13 protein-coding genes and 1 pseudogene are annotated in these 17778 nt (G+C 73.2%); 10 read left to right on the top strand and 4 right to left on the bottom strand.

Going from position 1 to position 17778, the window contains the following annotated elements; all coding sequences use genetic code 11:
- Positions 1 to 27: 27 nt before the first annotated feature.
- Positions 28 to 1224: an MFS transporter gene (locus ACR9E3_RS01680; protein ID WP_460377942.1), complete on the top strand. Its 1197-nt coding sequence runs from the start codon at positions 28 to 30 to the stop codon at positions 1222 to 1224.
- Here ACR9E3_RS01680 and ACR9E3_RS01685 read toward each other — a convergent pair whose 3' ends face one another.
- Positions 1225 to 2385, bottom strand: coding sequence for an MFS transporter (locus ACR9E3_RS01685; RefSeq protein ID WP_460377944.1), 1161 nt, complete (start codon positions 2383 to 2385; stop codon positions 1225 to 1227).
- On the bottom strand, positions 2382 to 3245 hold the full coding sequence (locus ACR9E3_RS01690) for a PAC2 family protein (protein WP_285648567.1): 864 nt from the start codon (positions 3243 to 3245) through the stop codon (positions 2382 to 2384). Before ACR9E3_RS01690 ends, ACR9E3_RS01685 begins: the two co-directional genes overlap by 4 nt.
- 173 nt (positions 3246 to 3418) lie before the next feature.
- On the opposite strand from ACR9E3_RS01690, the gene metH reads away from it, so the two are divergent.
- The 4 genes and pseudogenes from metH (at position 3419) to hisG (ending at position 8976) form a co-directional block, all read left to right on the top strand.
- Positions 3419 to 6964: a methionine synthase gene (metH, locus tag ACR9E3_RS01695; RefSeq protein ID WP_460377946.1), complete on the top strand. Its 3546-nt coding sequence runs from the start codon at positions 3419 to 3421 to the stop codon at positions 6962 to 6964.
- Positions 6957 to 7616, top strand: a pseudogene (locus ACR9E3_RS01700) (HAD family hydrolase); the annotation flags it as partial. The gene metH and the pseudogene ACR9E3_RS01700, both read left to right, overlap by 8 nt.
- A gap of 151 nt (positions 7617 to 7767) precedes the next feature.
- Positions 7768 to 8031, top strand: coding sequence for a phosphoribosyl-ATP diphosphatase (locus tag ACR9E3_RS01705; protein ID WP_285647996.1), 264 nt, complete (start codon positions 7768 to 7770; stop codon positions 8029 to 8031).
- 33 nt (positions 8032 to 8064) lie between these two features.
- Positions 8065 to 8976 (top strand): ATP phosphoribosyltransferase, encoded by a 912-nt coding sequence (gene hisG, locus ACR9E3_RS01710; protein WP_460377947.1) that lies wholly within the window; start codon positions 8065 to 8067, stop codon positions 8974 to 8976.
- 112 nt (positions 8977 to 9088) lie between these two features.
- Here the strand turns inward: hisG and ACR9E3_RS01715 are convergent, their stop codons facing one another.
- Both ACR9E3_RS01715 and ACR9E3_RS01720 read right to left on the bottom strand, forming a co-directional pair.
- Positions 9089 to 9889, bottom strand: coding sequence for a thioesterase family protein (locus tag ACR9E3_RS01715; protein WP_460378376.1), 801 nt, complete (start codon positions 9887 to 9889; stop codon positions 9089 to 9091).
- Positions 9890 to 9909: 20 nt separating this feature from the next.
- Positions 9910 to 10770 (bottom strand): RecB family exonuclease, encoded by an 861-nt coding sequence (locus ACR9E3_RS01720; RefSeq protein WP_460377948.1) that lies wholly within the window; start codon positions 10768 to 10770, stop codon positions 9910 to 9912.
- Positions 10771 to 10887: 117 nt separating this feature from the next.
- Here ACR9E3_RS01720 and ACR9E3_RS01725 point away from each other — a divergent pair, with 117 nt between their 5' ends.
- From ACR9E3_RS01725 to dop, 5 genes are all read left to right on the top strand, one after another.
- Positions 10888 to 11724 carry a tRNA (adenine-N1)-methyltransferase gene (locus ACR9E3_RS01725; RefSeq protein WP_460378378.1) on the top strand — a complete coding sequence of 279 codons (837 nt, stop codon included), beginning with the start codon at positions 10888 to 10890 and terminating at the stop codon, positions 11722 to 11724.
- A gap of 173 nt (positions 11725 to 11897) precedes the next feature.
- Entirely contained in the window at positions 11898 to 13718 is a 1821-nt protein-coding gene (arc, locus tag ACR9E3_RS01730) for a proteasome ATPase (RefSeq protein WP_460377950.1), read from the top strand.
- Positions 13719 to 13737: 19 nt separating this feature from the next.
- Positions 13738 to 14988 carry an esterase/lipase family protein gene (locus tag ACR9E3_RS01735; protein WP_460377951.1) on the top strand — a complete coding sequence of 417 codons (1251 nt, stop codon included), beginning with the start codon at positions 13738 to 13740 and terminating at the stop codon, positions 14986 to 14988.
- Entirely contained in the window at positions 14985 to 16256 is a 1272-nt protein-coding gene (locus ACR9E3_RS01740) for a multidrug effflux MFS transporter (RefSeq protein ID WP_460377953.1), read from the top strand. Before ACR9E3_RS01735 ends, ACR9E3_RS01740 begins: the two co-directional genes overlap by 4 nt.
- Positions 16253 to 17770 carry a depupylase/deamidase Dop gene (gene dop / locus ACR9E3_RS01745; protein ID WP_460377954.1) on the top strand — a complete coding sequence of 506 codons (1518 nt, stop codon included), beginning with the start codon at positions 16253 to 16255 and terminating at the stop codon, positions 17768 to 17770. Before ACR9E3_RS01740 ends, dop begins: the two co-directional genes overlap by 4 nt.
- Positions 17771 to 17778: the final 8 nt, after the last annotated feature.

Consider the following 17778-nt stretch of genomic DNA (forward strand, 5'->3'; position numbering starts at 1 on the left):
ACCCCTGCGTGCGGCAGGGTGCGGGTCATGCGACCGGCGCGGGTCCCGACGGGCAGAGGCGCGCCGTCGGCGACCGCGGCGCTGTGGACCGTGGTGTTCGTCGTCGCCTTCGGCACCAACGTGCCCACGCCGCTCCTGCTGATCTACCGCGAGACGCTCGGGCTGTCGCCGACGACGCTGACGGCGGCCTTCGGCGTCTACGCGGCGGGCCTGATCCCGGCGCTGCTGCTCTCGGGCCCGGCGTCGGACCGCTTCGGGCGCCGGCCGGTCGTGGTGCCGTTCGTGGTGCTCGCCGGGCTGGTGTCGGTGCTGTTCCTCGCCGCCGGCTCGTCGGTGCCGGTGCTGTTCGCCGGGCGCTTCCTGCAGGGCGCGGTCTCCGGGGTCGTGTTCAGCGTCGGCACCGCGTGGCTGGGGGAGCTGATCGGCGAGCCGGGCCGGTCGGCGCGGCTCACCACGATCGCGCTCGCGGCCGGCTGGGCGGGCGGGCCCCTGGTCGCGGGCCTGCTCGGGCAGTGGGCCCCGCTGCCGACGCTGCTGCCCTACCTCGTGCACGTCGTGCTCATGCTCGGTGCCCTCGCCCTGCTGCCCGTCGTCCCGGAGACGCTCGGGCCGGACCGCCGGAAGGGACGCGGCCCGATCGTCAACCTCGGTGTGCCGGCCGGGACGCGGCGCGCGTTCGTGCTCGTCGTCGTGCCGATCGCGCTCGGGGTGTTCGCGTTCCCGTCGACGGCGGCGACGGTCCTGCCGCTCTTGCTCACCCCGCAGATGCCGGGGATCGCGGTGGCGGTCGCGGGGATCGTCGCCGGGGTCACGCTGTCGACCGGGGCGCTGGTGCCGCCCCTCGAGCGCCGTCTCGGTGCGACCGTGGCCGGTCCGGTCGGTCTCGGGCTCGGTGCCGCCGGGCTCGGGGTGGCGCTGCTCTCGCTCGCCCTCGACGCGTGGCCGCTGCTCCTCCCCGCCTCGCTGCTGCTGGGCGCGGGCTACGGGCTGTGCCTCGCGTCGGGGCTCTCGACGGTCGCCCGCCTGGCGCTGCCCACCGAGCGCGGCGCCCTCACCGGCACCTTCTACGCGTGCGCCTACCTCGGGTTCGGCGTGCCGTTCGTGCTCTCCGCCCTCGCCGGCGGCGGCAGCCTCTTCGGTCCGCTCGCGGGGCTGGCGGTCGTCGCCGCCGTCGCCGCCGCGGCGCTCGGGCTGCCCGCCGCCCGCCGGCTCATGGGGGCCTGATCAGCGCCGGGGCACCAGCGTCGCCGCGCCGAGCAGGACGACGCCCGCGAGACCGAAGCCGGCGGCGGGGGAGAGGTGGTACGGCGCGAGGAACACCGCCGGCGAGGCCGAGGCCCCGAGGAAGCGCAGGGCCTGGACCACCGACACGCCGCCCGCGGTGCCACCGCGCAGCACGAGGGTGTTGACCCCGACGAGCACGAGCTGGGCGGTCGCGCCGGCGAGCGCCCAGACCACGGCCACCGCGAGCGCCGAGGACAGGACGCCGACCGCGGCGACCAGCACGGCGGCCGCGACGGCGCCGACGCGCACGGCCACCGCAGGCCCCACGCGGTCGACGCCGCCGCCGATGAGGCGCGCGGTGAGCAGACCGACGATCCCGAACCCGGTGAGCAGCGCGCCCCGCAGCCCGGCGCCCAGGGCGAAGGCGTCCTCGACCCGCAGGGCGACGAGGAAGGCCAGGCCCCCGAGCGCGCCCCACGCCAGACCGGCCACGAGGCCCAGCCGCAGCACCGAGGGCCGCCAGGCGTCCCGCAGCCGCGGGCGGTCAGCCGGGTCGGTCCCCTCGGGTCCGGCTCCGCTGCGCTCCGTGTCCCGGGCGGGGGCGGCGGGCAGCCCGACGGCGGCGAGCACGGCGGCGACGACCGCCACCCCGACGAACGCGCCGCGCCAGTCCAGCGCCGCGGCGATCCCGCCGACCAGCGGGGCGAAGGTCATCCCGGCCGCCTGCAGCGAGCCCATCACGCCCAGCGAGCGGCCGAGGCGCTCCGGCGGGGTGGCCGCGGCGAGCGAGGCCAGGAGCAGCGGGGTGGTGAAGGCGTTCGCGGCCCCCTGCAGCGCCCGGGCCCCGAGGAAGAGCCAGCCCGTCGTGGCGACGGCGCCGAGCAGCGAGAACATGACGTACGCGACGTAGGCGATCCGCACGGTCCGGCGCGCGCCCCACCGCTCGCCCAGCGTGCCCGACACGAGCATGAGCAGCGCGAACGGCAGCAGGTACGCGGTCAGGGAGCTGGACGCCGCCGCCGGCGTCATCCCGAGGTCGGCGCCGAGCTCCGGGAGCATCGAGGCGGTGATCCCGCCGCCGAACGGGCCGAGGAAGGCGCCGGCGTAGAGGCCCGCGACCTGCAGGCGGGCGACGGTCGGGCGAGTCGGCGCCCCGGTCACCGCTCCCAGGGACCCTTGCCGGGGCCGGGAGGCCCGCCGGCGGTGTCGCCCGGACCGCCGGGGCCGCGCCGGCGCAGGTAGCGCTCGAAGTCGGCGGCGATCTCCTCGCCGGAGGCCTCCTCGAGGTCGGTCTCGGCGTCGCCGGCCTCCTCGAGCGCCTTGACGTACTCGCGCACCTCGTCGTCCTCGTCGGCCATCTCCGAGACCGTGCGCTCCCACTTCTCGGCCTGCTCGGGCAGCCCGCCCAGGGGCACCTCGACGTCGAGGACCTCCTCGACGCGCTGCAGCAGGGCGATCGTGGCCTTGGGCGCGGGCGGCTGCGACACGTAGTGGGGCACCGCGGCCCAGAACGAGATCGCCGGGATGCCCGCCTGCACGCACGCGTCCTGGAGGACGCCGACGATCCCGGTGGGACCCTGGTAGCGCGAGCGCTGCAGCCGGTAGCGGGCCGCCGAGGCCTTGTCGAACGACGTCCCGGTGACCGGCACGGGCCGGGTGTGCGGCGTGTCCGCGAGCAGCGCCCCGAGCGTGATCACCGTGCCCACGCCCAGCTCCCGGGCACGGTCGATGATCTCGGCGCAGAAGGCCCGCCACCGCATGTTCGGCTCGATCCCGCGCACGAGCACCAGGTCCTGCGCCGAGCCCGGCGGCCGGCAGCGGGTGAGCCGGGTGGTCGGCCAGTCGATGGCGCGGCTGACGCCGTCGACGAGGCGCATGGTCGGGCGCGAGACCTGGAAGTCGTAGTACTCGTCCGGGTCGATCGACGACAGCTCGGTGGCGTCCCAGTGCAGCGAGAGGTGCTCGACGGCCGTGCTCGCCGCGTCCCCGGCGTCGTTCCAGCCCTCGAACGCCGCCAGCATGACCGGCGCGTTCGTCCCCTCGGAGGCGGTCGCGTCCTCCGGTTCCCCGGTCGGGGTGGTCTCGGTCGTCTCGTCGGAGAGGTCGTCGGGCACGGGCACGCGGACAGCGTACGTGTCGTGACGAGGCTCGCAGTGCGCCCGGGACTGCTCGTCGATCACGTTACGATCGTGTGATGACTACTTCGAGTGAGTCTGCATTCCTGGCCGCGCTGCATTCCCGAGTACTCATCGGTGATGGTGCCATGGGTACGGCACTGCAGGACCAGGACCTCTCGCTCGACGACTTCGAGCAGCTCGAGGGCTGCAACGAGATCCTCAACGTCTCGCGTCCCGACGCCGTGCTCGCCGTGCACCAGGGCCACCTCGAGGCCGGCAGCGACATCATCGAGACGAACACCTTCGGCACGAACTGGCCGAACCTCAACGAGTACGACATCGCCGACCGGATCCGCGAGCTCTCGCTCGAGGGCACGAAGATCGCCCGCCAGGCCGCCGACGAGTACTCCACCACCGACCGCCCGCGCTTCGTCTTCGGCTCGAACGGCCCGGGCACCAAGCTGCCGACCCTCGGCCACGCTCCGTACGCCCAGCTGCGCGACGCCTACATCGAGTCGGTGCTCGGCCAGCTCGAGGGCGGCGCCGACGCGATCCTCGTCGAGACCTGCCAGGACCTGCTGCAGTCGAAGGCCGCCATCCTCGGCGCGTACCGCGCGATGGAGCAGTACGGCAAGCGCGTCCCGGTCATCTGCCACGTCACCGTCGAGCTCACCGGCACGATGCTCGTCGGCTCGGAGATCACCGCCGCGCTCACCGCCCTCGAGCCGCTCGGCATCGACGGCATCGGCCTGAACTGCGCCACCGGCCCGGCCGAGATGAGCGAGCACCTGCGGGCCCTCTCGCGGCAGTCGAGGATCCCGGTCACGGTCATGCCCAACGCCGGCCTGCCCGAGCTCGGCCCGAACGGTCCGGAGTACCCGCTCTCGCCCGACGAGCTCGCGGACTACTGCGCCTCCTTCATCACCGACTACGGGCTCCAGCTCGTCGGCGGCTGCTGCGGCACCACGAACGACCACGTGCGCGCGCTCGCCGAGAAGTGCCGCGACCTCACCCCGGCGACGCGGGACCCGCAGCCCGAGCCGGGCATCTCGTCGATGTACCACTCCGTGCCGTTCCGGCAGGAGACGGGCCTGCTGATGATCGGCGAGCGCTCCAACGCCAACGGCTCGAAGGCGTTCCGCGAGGCGATGGTCGAGGAGGACTACGAGCAGTGCGTCGACATCGCCAAGGCGCAGACCCGCGAGGGCGCGCACTGGATGGACCTCTGCATCGACTACGTCGGCCGTGACGGCGTCGCCGACATGGACCGCCTCGCCCACGACGTCTCGACGGCCTCGACGCTGCCGGTGGTGCTCGACTCCACCGAGCCCGAGGTGCTCGAGGCCGGTCTGGAGCAGCTCGGCGGCCGGTCGGCGATCAACTCGGTGAACTACGAGGACGGCGACGGCCCGGACTCGCGGTTCCAGAAGATCATGCGCCTCGTCCACGAGCACGGCGCCGCCGTCGTGGCGCTGTGCATCGACGAGGAGGGCCAGGCCCGGACCGCGGAGTGGAAGACCCGCGTGGCGTTCCGCCTGATCGAGGACCTCACCGAGAACTGGGGCATGCGGGTCGAGGACATCATCATCGACTGCCTGACCTTCCCGATCTCCACCGGCCAGGAGGAGGTCCGCAAGGACGGCATCGAGACGATCAACGCGATCAAGCAGCTGAAGGAGAAGTACCCGCAGGTCCAGACGACACTGGGCCTGTCGAACATCTCGTTCGGCCTCAACCCGGCCGCGCGCCAGGTGCTCAACTCGGTCTTCCTCAACGAGTGCACCGAGGCGGGTCTCGACACCGCGATCCTCAACTCCGCGAAGATCCTGCCGTTCTCGCAGATCGACGAGGAGCAGCGCGAGGCGGCGCTCGACCTGGTCTACGACCGTCGCGAGTCCCGCGACCCGCTGCAGCACTTCATGAACCTCTTCGAGGGCGTGTCGGCGCAGTCGGCCAAGGACGAGCGCGCCGAGAAGCTCGCCGCGATGCCGCTCTTCGAGCGCCTCGCGCAGCGGATCATCGACGGCGACCGCAACGGCCTCGAGGAGGACCTCGACGCCGGCATGGAGGAGAAGGACCCGCTCGACATCATCAACACCGACCTGCTCGGTGGCATGAAGGTCGTCGGCGACCTCTTCGGCGCCGGCAAGATGCAGCTGCCGTTCGTGCTCGCCTCGGCCGAGGTGATGAAGGCCGCGGTGGCCCACCTCGAGCAGTTCATGGAGGCCACCGACAACTCCGGCAAGGGCAAGATCCTGCTGGCGACGGTGAAGGGCGACGTCCACGACATCGGCAAGAACCTCGTCGACATCATCCTGTCGAACAACGGCTACGACGTCGTGAACATCGGCATCAAGCAGCCGATCAACGCCATCCTCGAGGCCGCCGACGACAACAACGTCGACGCCATCGGGATGTCCGGGCTGCTGGTGAAGTCCACCGTGGTCATGAAGGACAACCTGCAGGAGATGAACGACCGCGGGGTCGCCGACAAGTACCCGGTGCTGCTCGGCGGCGCGGCGCTCACCCGCTCGTACGTCGAGAACGACCTCGGCGAGCTGTACCAGGGCGACGTCCGGTACGCGAAGGACGCCTTCGAGGGCCTCAAGCTCATGGACTCGGTCATGACCGGGGAGGGCCCCTCGGAGGAGGAGCAGCAGAAGGCCGCCGAGCGCAAGGAGCGCCGTGAGCGCTCGAACCGCATCAAGGCCAAGCGCGAGGAGGAGGCCGGCGGCGAGAACCCGGCGTTCGACCCGGACGCGATCTCCGACGTCGCGCGGCGCATCGAGGTCCCGCAGCCGCCGTTCTGGGGCACCCGCGTGGTCCGCGGCCTGCGTCTGCAGGACTTCTCGGCGCTGCTGGACGAGCGCGCCACGTTCTTCGGCCAGTGGGGCCTGCGCGGCCAGAAGGGCGACGAGGGCCCGTCGTACGAGGAGCTCGTCGAGACCGAGGGCCGCCCGCGCCTGCGCTACTGGCTCGACCGCCTGCAGTCCGAGGGCATCACCAGCCACGCCGCGCTGGTCACCGGGTACTTCCCGGTGATCTCCGAGGGCCAGGAGGTCGTGGTCCTCGACGAGGCCAAGCCGGACGCGGGCGAGCTGCACCGCTTCGCCTTCCCGCGCCAGAAGCGCGACCGGCGCCTGTGCCTCGCGGACTTCTTCCGGACGCGCGACGAGGCCCGCGAGCTCGGGGGCGTCGACGTCATGCCGATGAACCTCGTGACGATGGGCCAGCCCATTGCGGACTTCGCCAACCAGCTGTTCGCGGACAACTCCTACCGCGACTACCTCGAGGTGCACGGCTTGGGCGTGCAGCTCACCGAGGCGCTGGCGGAGTACTGGCACCGCCGCGTGCGCGAGGAGCTGACCTTCGCCGACGGCTCGACGATGGCCGACCAGGACCCGGCCGACGTCCACGAGTACTTCAAGCTCGGCTACCGCGGCGCGCGCTTCTCCCTCGGCTACGGGGCCTGCCCGAACGTCGAGGACCGCACGAAGATCGTGGACCTCCTCGACCCGAGCCGCATCGGCGTCGAGCTCTCCGACGAGGACCAGCTGCACCCCGAGCAGTCCACGGACGCGCTCGTCGTGCACCACCCGGAGGCCAAGTACTTCAATGCCTGAGTCCCTGGCGGCCGTCCTGTGGGACATGGACGGCACGCTGGTCGACTCCGAGCGGCTCTGGGACGTGTCCCTGGCCGACCTCGCCGCCCACCTGGGCGGCACGCTCTCGGCGGCGACCCGCGAGGACCTCGTGGGCTCGTCGCTGCGGCGCTCGGTGTCGGCGGTGCGCGCCGAGGTCGGGCTGGACCCCGGTGACGAGGCAGGTGTCGAGGCCGACGGCCGCTGGCTGCTCGAGCGCACCAAGGAGCTGTTCGCCCGGGACCTCCCGTGGCGCCCCGGCGCCCGGGAGGCGCTCGCGGCCGTGCGCTCCGGCGGCGTGGCGACGGCGCTGGTCACGAGCACCTACCGCGAGCTGACCGAGGTCGCGCTCGACACCATCGGCCGCGAGTACTTCGACGTCACCGTGTGCGGCGACGAGGTGGCCGCGACCAAGCCCGACCCCGCCCCCTACCGTCGCGCCGCGGAGCTGCTCGGTGTCGACCCGGCGGGCTGTGTCGCGGTCGAGGACTCGCCGACCGGGACGCGCTCGGCGGTGGCCGCGGGCGCCACGGTGCTCGTCGTCCCGTCCGAGGTCCCCGTCCCGGCGGGGGAGCGCCGGATCCTGCGCGAGAGCCTGGTCGGGCTCACCGTCGACGACCTCCGTTCGGCCCTCCCCGTCACCGTCCGGACCCGGACCGACCGTCCGTTCGGCGCGTCGGAACCGCCGGACGGCGCGGCGGCGGGGCCTGGGACGAACTCTTCCGGCGGTGCACGGGAACCCAGGTTGTGCACCCCGCAGTGACCACGTGCAACGATGGCTGTCCGTGAAGACGTTCGAGGAGCTCTTCGACGAGCTCGCCGTCAAGGCCCGTGACCGACCTGCGGGGTCGGGGACCGTGGCCGCTCTGGATGCCGGGGTCCACGCCCAGGGCAAGAAGGTGCTCGAGGAGGCCGGCGAGGTGTGGATCGCTGCCGAGTACGAGACCGACGACAAGCTGGCCGAGGAGATCTCCCAGCTGCTCTATCGCACCCAGGTCATCATGCTCGGCCGCGGGCTCACGCTCGACCAGGTCTACAAGCACCTGTAGTGGACACCGCCAGGTGTCAGGAGGAGAAGGACCATGCTCCGCGTCGCCGTTCCCAACAAGGGATCCCTGGCCGAAGAGGCGTCGACGATGCTGCGCGACGCCGGGTACCGGCAACGGTCGGACAGCCGTGACCTGAGCCTGCACGACGAGGCCAACCACGTCACCTTCTTCTACCTGCGCCCGAAGGACATCGCGACCTACGTCTCCGAGGGCCAGCTGCACCTCGGGATCACCGGCCACGACCTCACCGAGGAGTCCTCCGCGTCGGTCAAGCAGCTGCTCCAGCTCGGCTTCGGGCAGTCGAAGTTCCGCTACGCGGCGCCCCTGCGCAACGAGTGGACCGTCCAGGACCTGGCCGGCAAGCGGATCGCGACGTCCTACCCCCGCCTCGTGCGCGCCAACCTGGCGCAGCAGCGCATCGCGGCCAAGGACGTGATCCGCCTCGACGGCGCCGTGGAGATCTCGATCGAGCTCGGCGTGGCCGACGCGATCGCCGACGTCGTGAGCTCGGGGCGCACCCTGGCCCAGCACGGCCTCGTGACGATCGGCGACCCGATCACCGAGTCCGAAGCGGTGATCATCGACCGCAACGCCAAGTTCGACCAGGTGCCCGACGCGCCCGACACCGAGCGGGAGAAGTCGCGGTTCGTCGAGCGCCTGCGCGGCGTCGTCTACGCCCGCCGCTACGTCATGCTCGACTACGACTGCCCGGTGGATCTCCTCGACCGCGCCGTCGAGCTCACCCCGGGCATCGAGTCGCCCACCGTCGCGCCGCTGTCGAACGACAAGTTCGTCGCCGTCCGCTCCATGGTCGAGCGCAAGCGGGTCAACGACATCATGGACGAGCTCGCGGACCTCGGCGCCACGGGCATCGTGACGTCCTCGCTGCAGTCCTGCCGCGCCATCGGTCCCGCCGCGAACGGCGCCGGCGCCCTGACCCCCTAACGGCGCCGCACCGTCAGCGCCTGCGCTCTGCTCTCGCGGCAAGCCGGTTCGACCCCTCACGCTCCTCCGTCGCGTGACGTGTCGACATGGGGCGCCGCGACCGTGTCGGCGGCTACCTCGGCCGCACCGTCAGCGCCTGCGCGGCGCGCCCCACGGGGCCGTCGCGGTCGTGCAGCACGGAGGACGCCAGGCCCGCGCCCTCCGGGCCGATGACGCTGTCGGCGTCGAGCCCGATCCACTCGCCCCGCGGGGCGCGGTGGACGTGCAGGGTCAGGTCGGTGTTGACGAACAGCCAGTCGTTGAGGTCGAGGCGGGCCGCCGCGCCGTTGGTCGAGTCGGCCACCGCGGCCAGCCGCTGCCACGGGGTGGGCTCCTCGTCCGCCACGACCGGCACGCGCAGCCGGCCCCACGCGCGCCCCGGGCCGGACTCGCCGAGGTGGCCCGCGAGCCAGCGCCACTCCACGGCGTCGAGGTAGCCGGGCAGCCAGCCCGGCGGGTTCGGGATCGTGCGCCCCTCCTCGGGAGGCGGCAGCGCCGGTCCGGGGTCGGTGGCGGCGGCGGTGGTGTCGGTGACCGCCAGGCGCCATCCGGTGGCGCGGGCGACGGCCCGCCCGCCCGCGACCAGCTCCGCGACCACCAGCTCGATGGTGCGCCCGGCGCGCTCGACCCGGCTGCTGATCGTCAGCTCACCCATCGGCACGCGCCCCAGGACCTCGACGGTCAGGCGGGTCAGCGCCATCCCCTCCCGCGGCGCGCACCGCTCGAGGGCGCGCACCAGCAGCGCGCTCGGCGGCCCCATGTGCTGGGCGTCGGGGAACCACGGCCCGGCCGTGGAGCCGGTGGCGAGGACGCGCTGGGTGCCCTCCGGATCGGGGGTGCCGGGCTCGAGCAGCCGGAAGAACGGCTCGGTCACGGTGGGTGTCGCGGAGGAGGTCACGGGAGCGGCTCTCCGGTGCGGGGGCGGGGGAGGGGGAGGTCGACGGGTCCGTCCTCGGGCCAGCCCGGGTACGGCGGAGGCTCGCCGCCCCAGGCGGGGCAGCGCACGCGGTGCTCGCAGTACGAGCAGCCGGGGCCGGGGTTCGGGCGGAAGTCGCCGGTGGGCGCCGCCCGCGTGACGGCCGCCCACACCGCGGCCAGGACGCCGGCGAAGCGGTCGAGCTCGCCGGCGGTCGGGCGCAGCGTCAGCGACGTCGCGTTCCCGAGGTGCAGCAGCCGCACCGTCGGCGCCACGCCCCGCGTGCGGGCGAGCAGCAGCGCGTAGAAGCGCACGCCGAACAGCGCCCGCATCTCCCCGCGCGGCGTGGGCGAGGGCCCCGACTTGTAGTCGACCACCGTGAGCCCGCCGGGCCCGGTGTCGAGACGGTCGAGGTAGCCGCGCAGGGGCGTCCCGTCACCCAGCTCCGCCTCGACCCGCAGCTCGCGGCCCTCCGAGACGACAGTGCGCGGGTCCTCGAGGTCGAAGTAACCGGCGAGCAGCCCGTCGAGGCCCGGGTCCTCGCCCAGCCGGGCCCGCTCGGCGGGATCCAGCTCGTCGAGCACGGTGCGCGCGAGCTCGCGCGCGGCGGCGGGATCGCGGTCCGCGGCGTCGAGGCCGTGCAGCCGCTCGAGCACCGCGTGCACCACCGTGCCCCGCAGCGCGCCGGGCGACGGCGTCTCGGGCAGCCGGTCGACCGCCCGGAAGCGGTAGAGCAGCGCGCACCGCCGGAAGTCGACCGCCCGCGACGGCGAGAGCGCGGGACGTCGCGGGGCGTCGGCGGACGCCGCACCCACCGTCACCCCGGCCTCCGTGCTCATGCCCGCGAGGCTAGATCACGCCCCCGACACGCCCCTCGCGGTCGCGACGCACCCCGCTGCCTAGGGTGGTCCGTCGTGCAGAGCGCCGAGGACGTCACCGACACCGAGCGGGGCCCGGTGCGCAGCGGGCCGTTCCGGCCGGGCGACCGGGTGCAGCTCACCGACCCGAAGGGCCGCCACTTCAGCCTCGTGCTCGAGCGCGGGCAGAGCTACCACACGCACCGCGGGGCCATCGACCACGACAGGCTGATCGGCGCCCCCGAGGGCAGCGTCGTGCTCTCGGCCGCCAACACCCCCTACCTCGCGCTGCGCCCCCTGCTGCCCGACTACGTGCTCGCCATGCCGCGCGGGGCCCAGGTGATCTACCCGAAGGACGCGGCGCAGATCCTCATGTGGGGCGACGTGTTCCCGGGGGCGCGGGTGCTCGAGGCCGGCGCCGGGTCGGGGGCGCTGACGTGCAGCCTGCTGCGCGCGGTCGGGCCCACCGGCCACGTGCGCTCCTACGAGGTCCGCGCCGACCACGCCGAGCACGCCGAGAAGAACGTCGAGCGCTTCTTCGGCGAGCGCCCGGAGACCTGGGACCTGCGCGTGGGCGACCTCGCCGACCACGACCCCACGGAGCCGGACGGGACCGCGGACCGGATCGTCCTCGACATGGCCGCGCCGTGGGAGACGCTGCCGGTCGTGCGGGAGACGCTCGTGCCCGGCGGCGTGCTCGTCGGTTACGTCGCCACGACGACCCAGCTCTCGACGCTGACCGAAGCGCTCCGTGAGCAGGCGTGCTGGACCGAGCCGCAGGTGTGGGAGTCGATGGTCCGCCCGTGGCACGCGGTGGGGCTCGCCGTGCGCCCGGAGCACCGGATGATCGCCCATACGGCGTTCCTGCTGACGGCGCGGCGTCTGGCCGACGGCGTGACCCCGCCGCGCGTGCAGCGTCGGCCGAGCCGGGGCTGACGCGCGGGAGATCCGATCATCGGTGATCGGAGAAGGCCCTCCTGTGATGCGGGAATGACCCACCGTGACGCCGCGCAAGAGCCGCCCGTGAGAACTCCGTCACCGGCGCGCTACTCCACGGACACCTCGATTCACGGGTACGGTTGCGCCACGGAGTAGCGGAGGAGGGCGCCGTGACGACTGACGACGACCCCAGGGGCCGATCCGACAGGGCAGACAGCGGCCGGGACCGCGGCGAACGACACGACCGTGGCTCGGCGGACATGGCAGCACAGGTGCGCTTCCTCGAGGACGAGGTCGCGCTGTTGCGTCGCAAGTTGACCGAATCCCCTCGGCACGCGCGCATCCTCGAACAGCGTCTGGGCGAGGCTCAGCAGCGTGTGGCGCAGCTGACCGAGCGCAACGACAAGCTGACCGACACCCTCAAAGAGGCCCGCGCGCAGCTCGTGAGCCTCCGCGAGGAGGTCGACCGGCTCGCGCAGCCGCCGTCGAGCTACGGCGTGTTCCTCGAGGCGCACGAGGACTCGACGGTCGACGTGTTCACGTCCGGCCGCCGCATGCGCGTGGCCGTGTCGCCGGCCGTGGAGACCTCCGAGCTCACCCGCGGGCAGTCCCTGCGGCTGAACGAGGCCCTCACCGTCGTCGAGGCGGGCGCCTACGAGCGCATCGGCGAGGTCTGCGCGCTGCGCGAGATCCTCACCGACGAGGACGGCAGCCGGACCCGCGCGCTGATCATCGGCAACGCCGACGAGGAGCGGGTCATCCACCTGGCCGACTCGCTGCTGTCCGAGGACGGGCCCGAGCTCAAGCCGGGCGACTCGCTGATGGTCGACACCAAGGTGGGCTACGCCTACGAGAAGGTGCCGAAGGCCGAGGTCGAGGAGCTCGTGCTCGAGGAGGTCCCCGACGTCGCCTACACCGACATCGGCGGCCTCGCGCGGCAGATCGACTCCATCCGCGACGCGGTGGAGCTGCCGTTCCTGCACGCCGACCTGTTCCGGACCTACCAGCTGCGTCCGCCCAAGGGCGTGCTGCTGTACGGCCCGCCCGGGTGCGGCAAGACGCTCATCGCGAAGGCCGTGGCCAACTCGCTGGCGAAGAAGGTCGCCGAGACCCGCGGCGAGGACAGCCGCGACGTCAAGGCGCACTTCCTCAACATCAAGGGCCCGGAGCTGCTCAACAAGTTCGTCGGCGAGACCGAGCGGCACATCCGGATGATCTTCCAGCGGGCGCGCGAGAAGGCGTCCGAGGGCACGCCGGTGATCGTGTTCTTCGACGAGATGGACTCGATCTTCCGGACGCGCGGCTCGGGTGTCTCGAGCGACGTCGAGACGACGATCGTGCCCCAGCTCCTGAGCGAGATCGACGGTGTCGAGGGGCTCGAGAACGTCATCGTCATCGGCGCCTCGAACCGCGAGGACATGATCGACCCCGCGATCCTGCGGCCCGGCCGTCTCGACGTGAAGATCAAGATCGAGCGCCCGGACGCGGAGGCCGCGCAGGACATCTTCTCGAAGTACCTGATCGACGGCCTGCCGCTGCACGAGGACGACATCGACGAGTTCGGCGGCAACCGCGCGGCGTGCCTCGACGGCATGATCGAGCGGGTCGTCGAGCGGATGTACGCCGAGACCGACGACAACCGGTTCCTCGAGGTCACCTACGCCAACGGGGACAAGGAGGTCCTGTACTTCAAGGACTTCAACTCCGGCGCGGTCATCGAGAACATCGTCGGCCGGGCGAAGAAGTCGGCCATCAAGTCCGAGCTGGAGAGCTCCCAGCCGGGCCTGCGCGTGCAGCACCTGCTGGACGCGGTGGTCGACGAGTTCGCCGAGTCCGAGGACCTGCCCAACACGACCAACCCGGACGACTGGGCACGCATCTCGGGCAAGAAGGGCGAGCGGATCGTCTACATCCGCACCCTCGTCACCGGCAAGGGCGCGACGCAGGGCAAGGAGATCGACACGGCCTCCAACACGGGCCAGTACCTGTGACAGCGGGTACCGTGTAGGCATGACCGACGAGCACCACCGGCCGCCCCGCCAGGACCGCAACGAGGTCCGCGGAGCGGCCGGTGTCGCGTCGGAGGCCGTCGACATCGTCTCGCGACCCGTCCAGGGCACCCACGAGGCGATCTCCGGCACCGTGTTCGGCGCGCTCCGCCGGGCCGGGCTCGGGCCGGCGTCGAAGCCCGTGCAGGTGATGCACGACGGCATCAGCACCGGCGTCTACGCGGCGGTGCGCGGCATCTCCCGGCTCGCGGGGCAGGGGGTCGGCGCCGCGGCGTCGCTGGCCCGTCCCGGCGACTGGCGCCCCATCACCGGCACGCCCACGGGCGCGGTGCTCACCGGCGCGATCAACGGCCTGGTCGGCGACCACATGGTGGCCCTGGACAACGACCTCGCCGTGCCCATGGCCCTCTACACCGCGACCGTCGACGACGAGCACGGCGAGCTGCCCGGCGACACGGCCGATCCCGAGGCGCTGCGTGCCGCGGTCGCCGACCACCCCGAGCGCGACCTGACCCGCCTCGTGCTCTTCGTGCACGGCCTCGGGGAGACCGAGCACGCCTGGCGGCTCTACGGCGAGGCCAGCGCGGGGGAGGGCTACGCCGAGCGCGTCGCCTCCGCCACCGGCGCGACGCCGCTGCTGCTGCGCTACAACTCCGGGCTGCGCATCGCCGACAACGGCACGGCGCTCTCGCTGCTGCTCACCGACCTGTTCGCCCGCTGGCCCGAGGCCGTCCGGCGCCTCGACCTCGTCGGGCACTCGATGGGCGGCCTCGTGCTGCGCCACGCCTGCCACCACGCCGTGCAGACCGGTCAGCCCTGGGTCGGCGCGGTGCGCCGGATGATCTACCTGGGCTCGCCGCACCGGGGCGCTCCGCTGGCCCACCGGGTGGACCAGCTGGCGAGCCGGCTCAGCGGGTGGTCGAGCTCGAGGACCTGGGGCGAGTTCCTCGACCGCCGCTCCGCGGGCATCCGCGACCTCGTGACGGGGGTGTCGGACACCGAGGTGCCCCTGCTCGCCCACGCGTCGCACCACGCCGTCGCCGCGTGCCTCACCAGCTCCGCGCACCACCCGCTGGCGAACGCCCTCGGCGACCTGCTGGTCCCCGTCGACTCCGCGGGCGGCGCCGTCACCGACGTCGAGCCGCTGACGTCGTCGCACCACTTCCACCTGCTCAACGACCCCGACGTCCACGACCACCTGATGCGCTGGCTGACGGCCGAGGACGACGACACGGACGAGACGAGCGCGTGAGCGGGCCCGCTCCGTCCGGGGACCCGGCGAGCGGGGAGCGACAGCAGGGTCACCGCGCGCGCCTGGTCGTGCTCGGCGCCCTGACCGCGGCCGCGCCGCTGTCGCTGGACACGTACCTGCCCGCCCTGCCGTCGCTGACCGCCGACCTGGCCACCACGCCGTCGGTCACGCAGCTGTCGCTGACGTCGTGCCTGGTCGGGCTCGCGCTGGGCCAGCTCGTCGCGGGCCCGCTGTCCGACGTGCTCGGGCGCCGTCGCCCCATGCTGCTGGGGGCCGCGGGCTTCGCGGTGGTCTCGGTGCTGTGCGCGGTGGCGCCGTCGATCGAGGTGCTCGTCGCGCTGCGCCTGCTCCAGGGGCTGCTCGGGGCCGTGGGCATCGTCGTCGCGCGGGCGGTGGTGCGCGACACCAGCGACGCCACGGCGTCGGCGCGGGCCTTCGCGACGCTGATGCTCGTCTCCGGCGTGGCCCCGATCGTCGCGCCGGTGCTCGGCGGGCAGCTGCTGCGGGCCACGAGCTGGCGCGGGGTGTTCGTCGTCCTCGCCGTGTACGGCGCGCTGTCCGGGCTCGCGGTCCTCGCGCTGGTGCGCGAGTCGCTGCCGCGGTCCCGCCGTCGCGCCGGCAGCGCCGCGGCCACCCTCGCGTCGTTCCGCGTGCTGCTCGGCGACCGCCGGGTCGTCGCCTGCGTGCTCGCGGCCGGCCTGCTGTTCTCGGCGATGTTCGCCTACATCTCCGGCTCGACGTTCGTCCTGCAGGACCTCTACGGGCTCTCGCCCCAGGCGTTCTCCGGGGTGTTCGCCGCCAACTCGGTGGGGATCGTGGCGTCGGTGCAGGTCGCGGGCCGTCTGGCGGGCTCGGGCCGGGTCGCGCCCGTGCGGCTGGTCGCCACGGGGCTGGGCGTCGCGGCCGTCGGGACCGGGGTGCTGCTGGTCGCGACGCTGCTCGACGGCGGGCTCGCCGGGGTCGTGGCGGGTCTCTTCGTCACGGTCGTCGGCGTCGGCCTGGTGCTGCCCAGCGCCACGACGCTGACCCTGGCCGACCACCCGGAGCACGCCGGGAGCGCGTCGGCCCTGCTGGGCACCGCCCAGTTCATCGTGGGCGCCGGCACCGCCCCGCTCGTCGGCCTGGCGGGCAGCCGGTCGGCGGTGCCGATGGCGGCGACGATGGCCGGGGCCGTCGTGCTGGGCGCCGTCGTCTTCGGTGTCCTGTGGCGCACCGCGCCGCCCGGAGCGGGCCGCGGGGCCCGGACACATTTAGGGTCGGAGGCATGACCGCGCGCCGCATCATGGGCACCGAGATCGAGTACGGCATCTCCGTCCCCGGTGACCCGGCCGCGAACCCGGTGATCACCTCGACCCAGATCGTGCTGGCCTACGCGGCCGCCGCCGAGGTGCCGCGCGCCCGGCGTGCCCGCTGGGACTACGAGGTCGAGTCGCCCCTGCGCGACGCCCGCGGGTTCGACCTCGGTCCGAGCGCCGGCCCGCCGCCGGACGCGGGCGACCTCGACGACCTGGGCGCCGCCAACGTCATCCTCACCAACGGCGCCCGGCTCTACGTCGACCACGCGCATCCCGAGTTCTCCGCCCCCGAGGTGACCACCCCGCGCGACGCGGTGATCTGGGACAAGGCGGGGGAGCGGGTCATGGAGGACGCCGCCGAAAGGGCGGCGACGGTCCCCGGGACCCCGCGGATCCAGCTCTACAAGAACAACATCGACAACAAGGGCGCGAGCTACGGGTCCCACGAGAACTACCTCTGCGCCCGCCAGACCCCGTTCCCCACGATCATCACGGGGCTGACGCCGTTCTTCGCGTCGCGGCAGGTGGTGTGCGGCGCCGGGCGCGTGGGCCTCGGCCCGTCCGGCGACGAGGCGGGGTTCCAGCTCTCCCAGCGCGCCGACTACATCGAGGTCGAGGTCGGGCTGGAGACCACGCTCAAGCGCGGCATCATCAACACCCGCGACGAGCCGCACGCCGACGCCGACAAGTACCGCCGGCTGCACGTCATCATCGGCGACGCGACGCTCGCCGAGTACTCCACCTACCTCAAGCTCGGCACGACGGCCCTGGTGCTCTCGATGATCGAGGGCGGGGTGCGCTTCGACGACCTGCGCCTGCTCGAGCCGGTGCGCTCGGTGCACCGCATCAGCCACGACCCGACGCTGAAGACCACGGTCGACCTCTCCGACGGCCGGAAGATGACCGCCCTGGACCTCCAGCACGCCTACCTCGAGCGCGCCTGGAAGCACGAGGAGACCACGGCCGACGGCGAGATCGACCCGATGACCCTCGAGGTCCTCGAGACGTGGCAGCAGGTGCTCGACGACCTCGGCACCGACCCGCTGCGCTGCGCCGACCGGCTCGACTGGGTCGCCAAGCTCAACCTGCTGCAGGGCTACCAGCAGCGCGACAACCTGCCCTGGGACTCGCCGAAGCTGCACCTCATCGACCTGCAGTACACCGACGTCCGCCAGGGCAAGGGCCTGTACAACCGGCTGGTCGCCCGCGGCTCGATCAAGCGCCTCGTCGACGAGGAGGCCGTGCGCGCGGCCGTCACCCACCCTCCGGAGGACACCCGCGCCTACTTCCGTGGCCGCTGCCTGGAGCGCTACCCCGCCGAGGTGGCGGCGGCGTCGTGGGACTCGGTCATCTTCGACCTGGGCCGCGAGTCACTGGTGCGGATCCCGACCCTCGAGCCCCTGCGCGGCACGCGCGGGCACGTCGGGGAGCTCATCGACAACTCGGCGGACGCGACGGCGCTGGTGGAGGCCCTGACGCGGGGGTGAGAGAGCGT

The organism is Actinomycetospora sp. C-140 (assembly GCF_054796175.1).

Bases quoted from the DNA above. Each gene is read 5' to 3' on its own strand.
- hisG (WP_460377947.1), top strand. From the start codon at position 8,065: ATGCTCCGCGTCGCCGTTCCCAACAAGGGATCCCTGGCCGAAGAGGCG.
- ACR9E3_RS01680 (WP_460377942.1), top strand. From the start codon at position 28: ATGCGACCGGCGCGGGTCCCGACGGGCAGAGGCGCGCCGTCGGCGACC.
- dop (WP_460377954.1), top strand. From the start codon at position 16,253: ATGACCGCGCGCCGCATCATGGGCACCGAGATCGAGTACGGCATCTCC.
- ACR9E3_RS01690 (WP_285648567.1), bottom strand. From the start codon at position 3,245: ATGCTGGCGGCGTTCGAGGGCTGGAACGACGCCGGGGACGCGGCGAGC.
- ACR9E3_RS01720 (WP_460377948.1), bottom strand. From the start codon at position 10,770: ATGAGCACGGAGGCCGGGGTGACGGTGGGTGCGGCGTCCGCCGACGCC.
- ACR9E3_RS01735 (WP_460377951.1), top strand. From the start codon at position 13,738: ATGACCGACGAGCACCACCGGCCGCCCCGCCAGGACCGCAACGAGGTC.
- metH (WP_460377946.1), top strand. From the start codon at position 3,419: ATGACTACTTCGAGTGAGTCTGCATTCCTGGCCGCGCTGCATTCCCGA.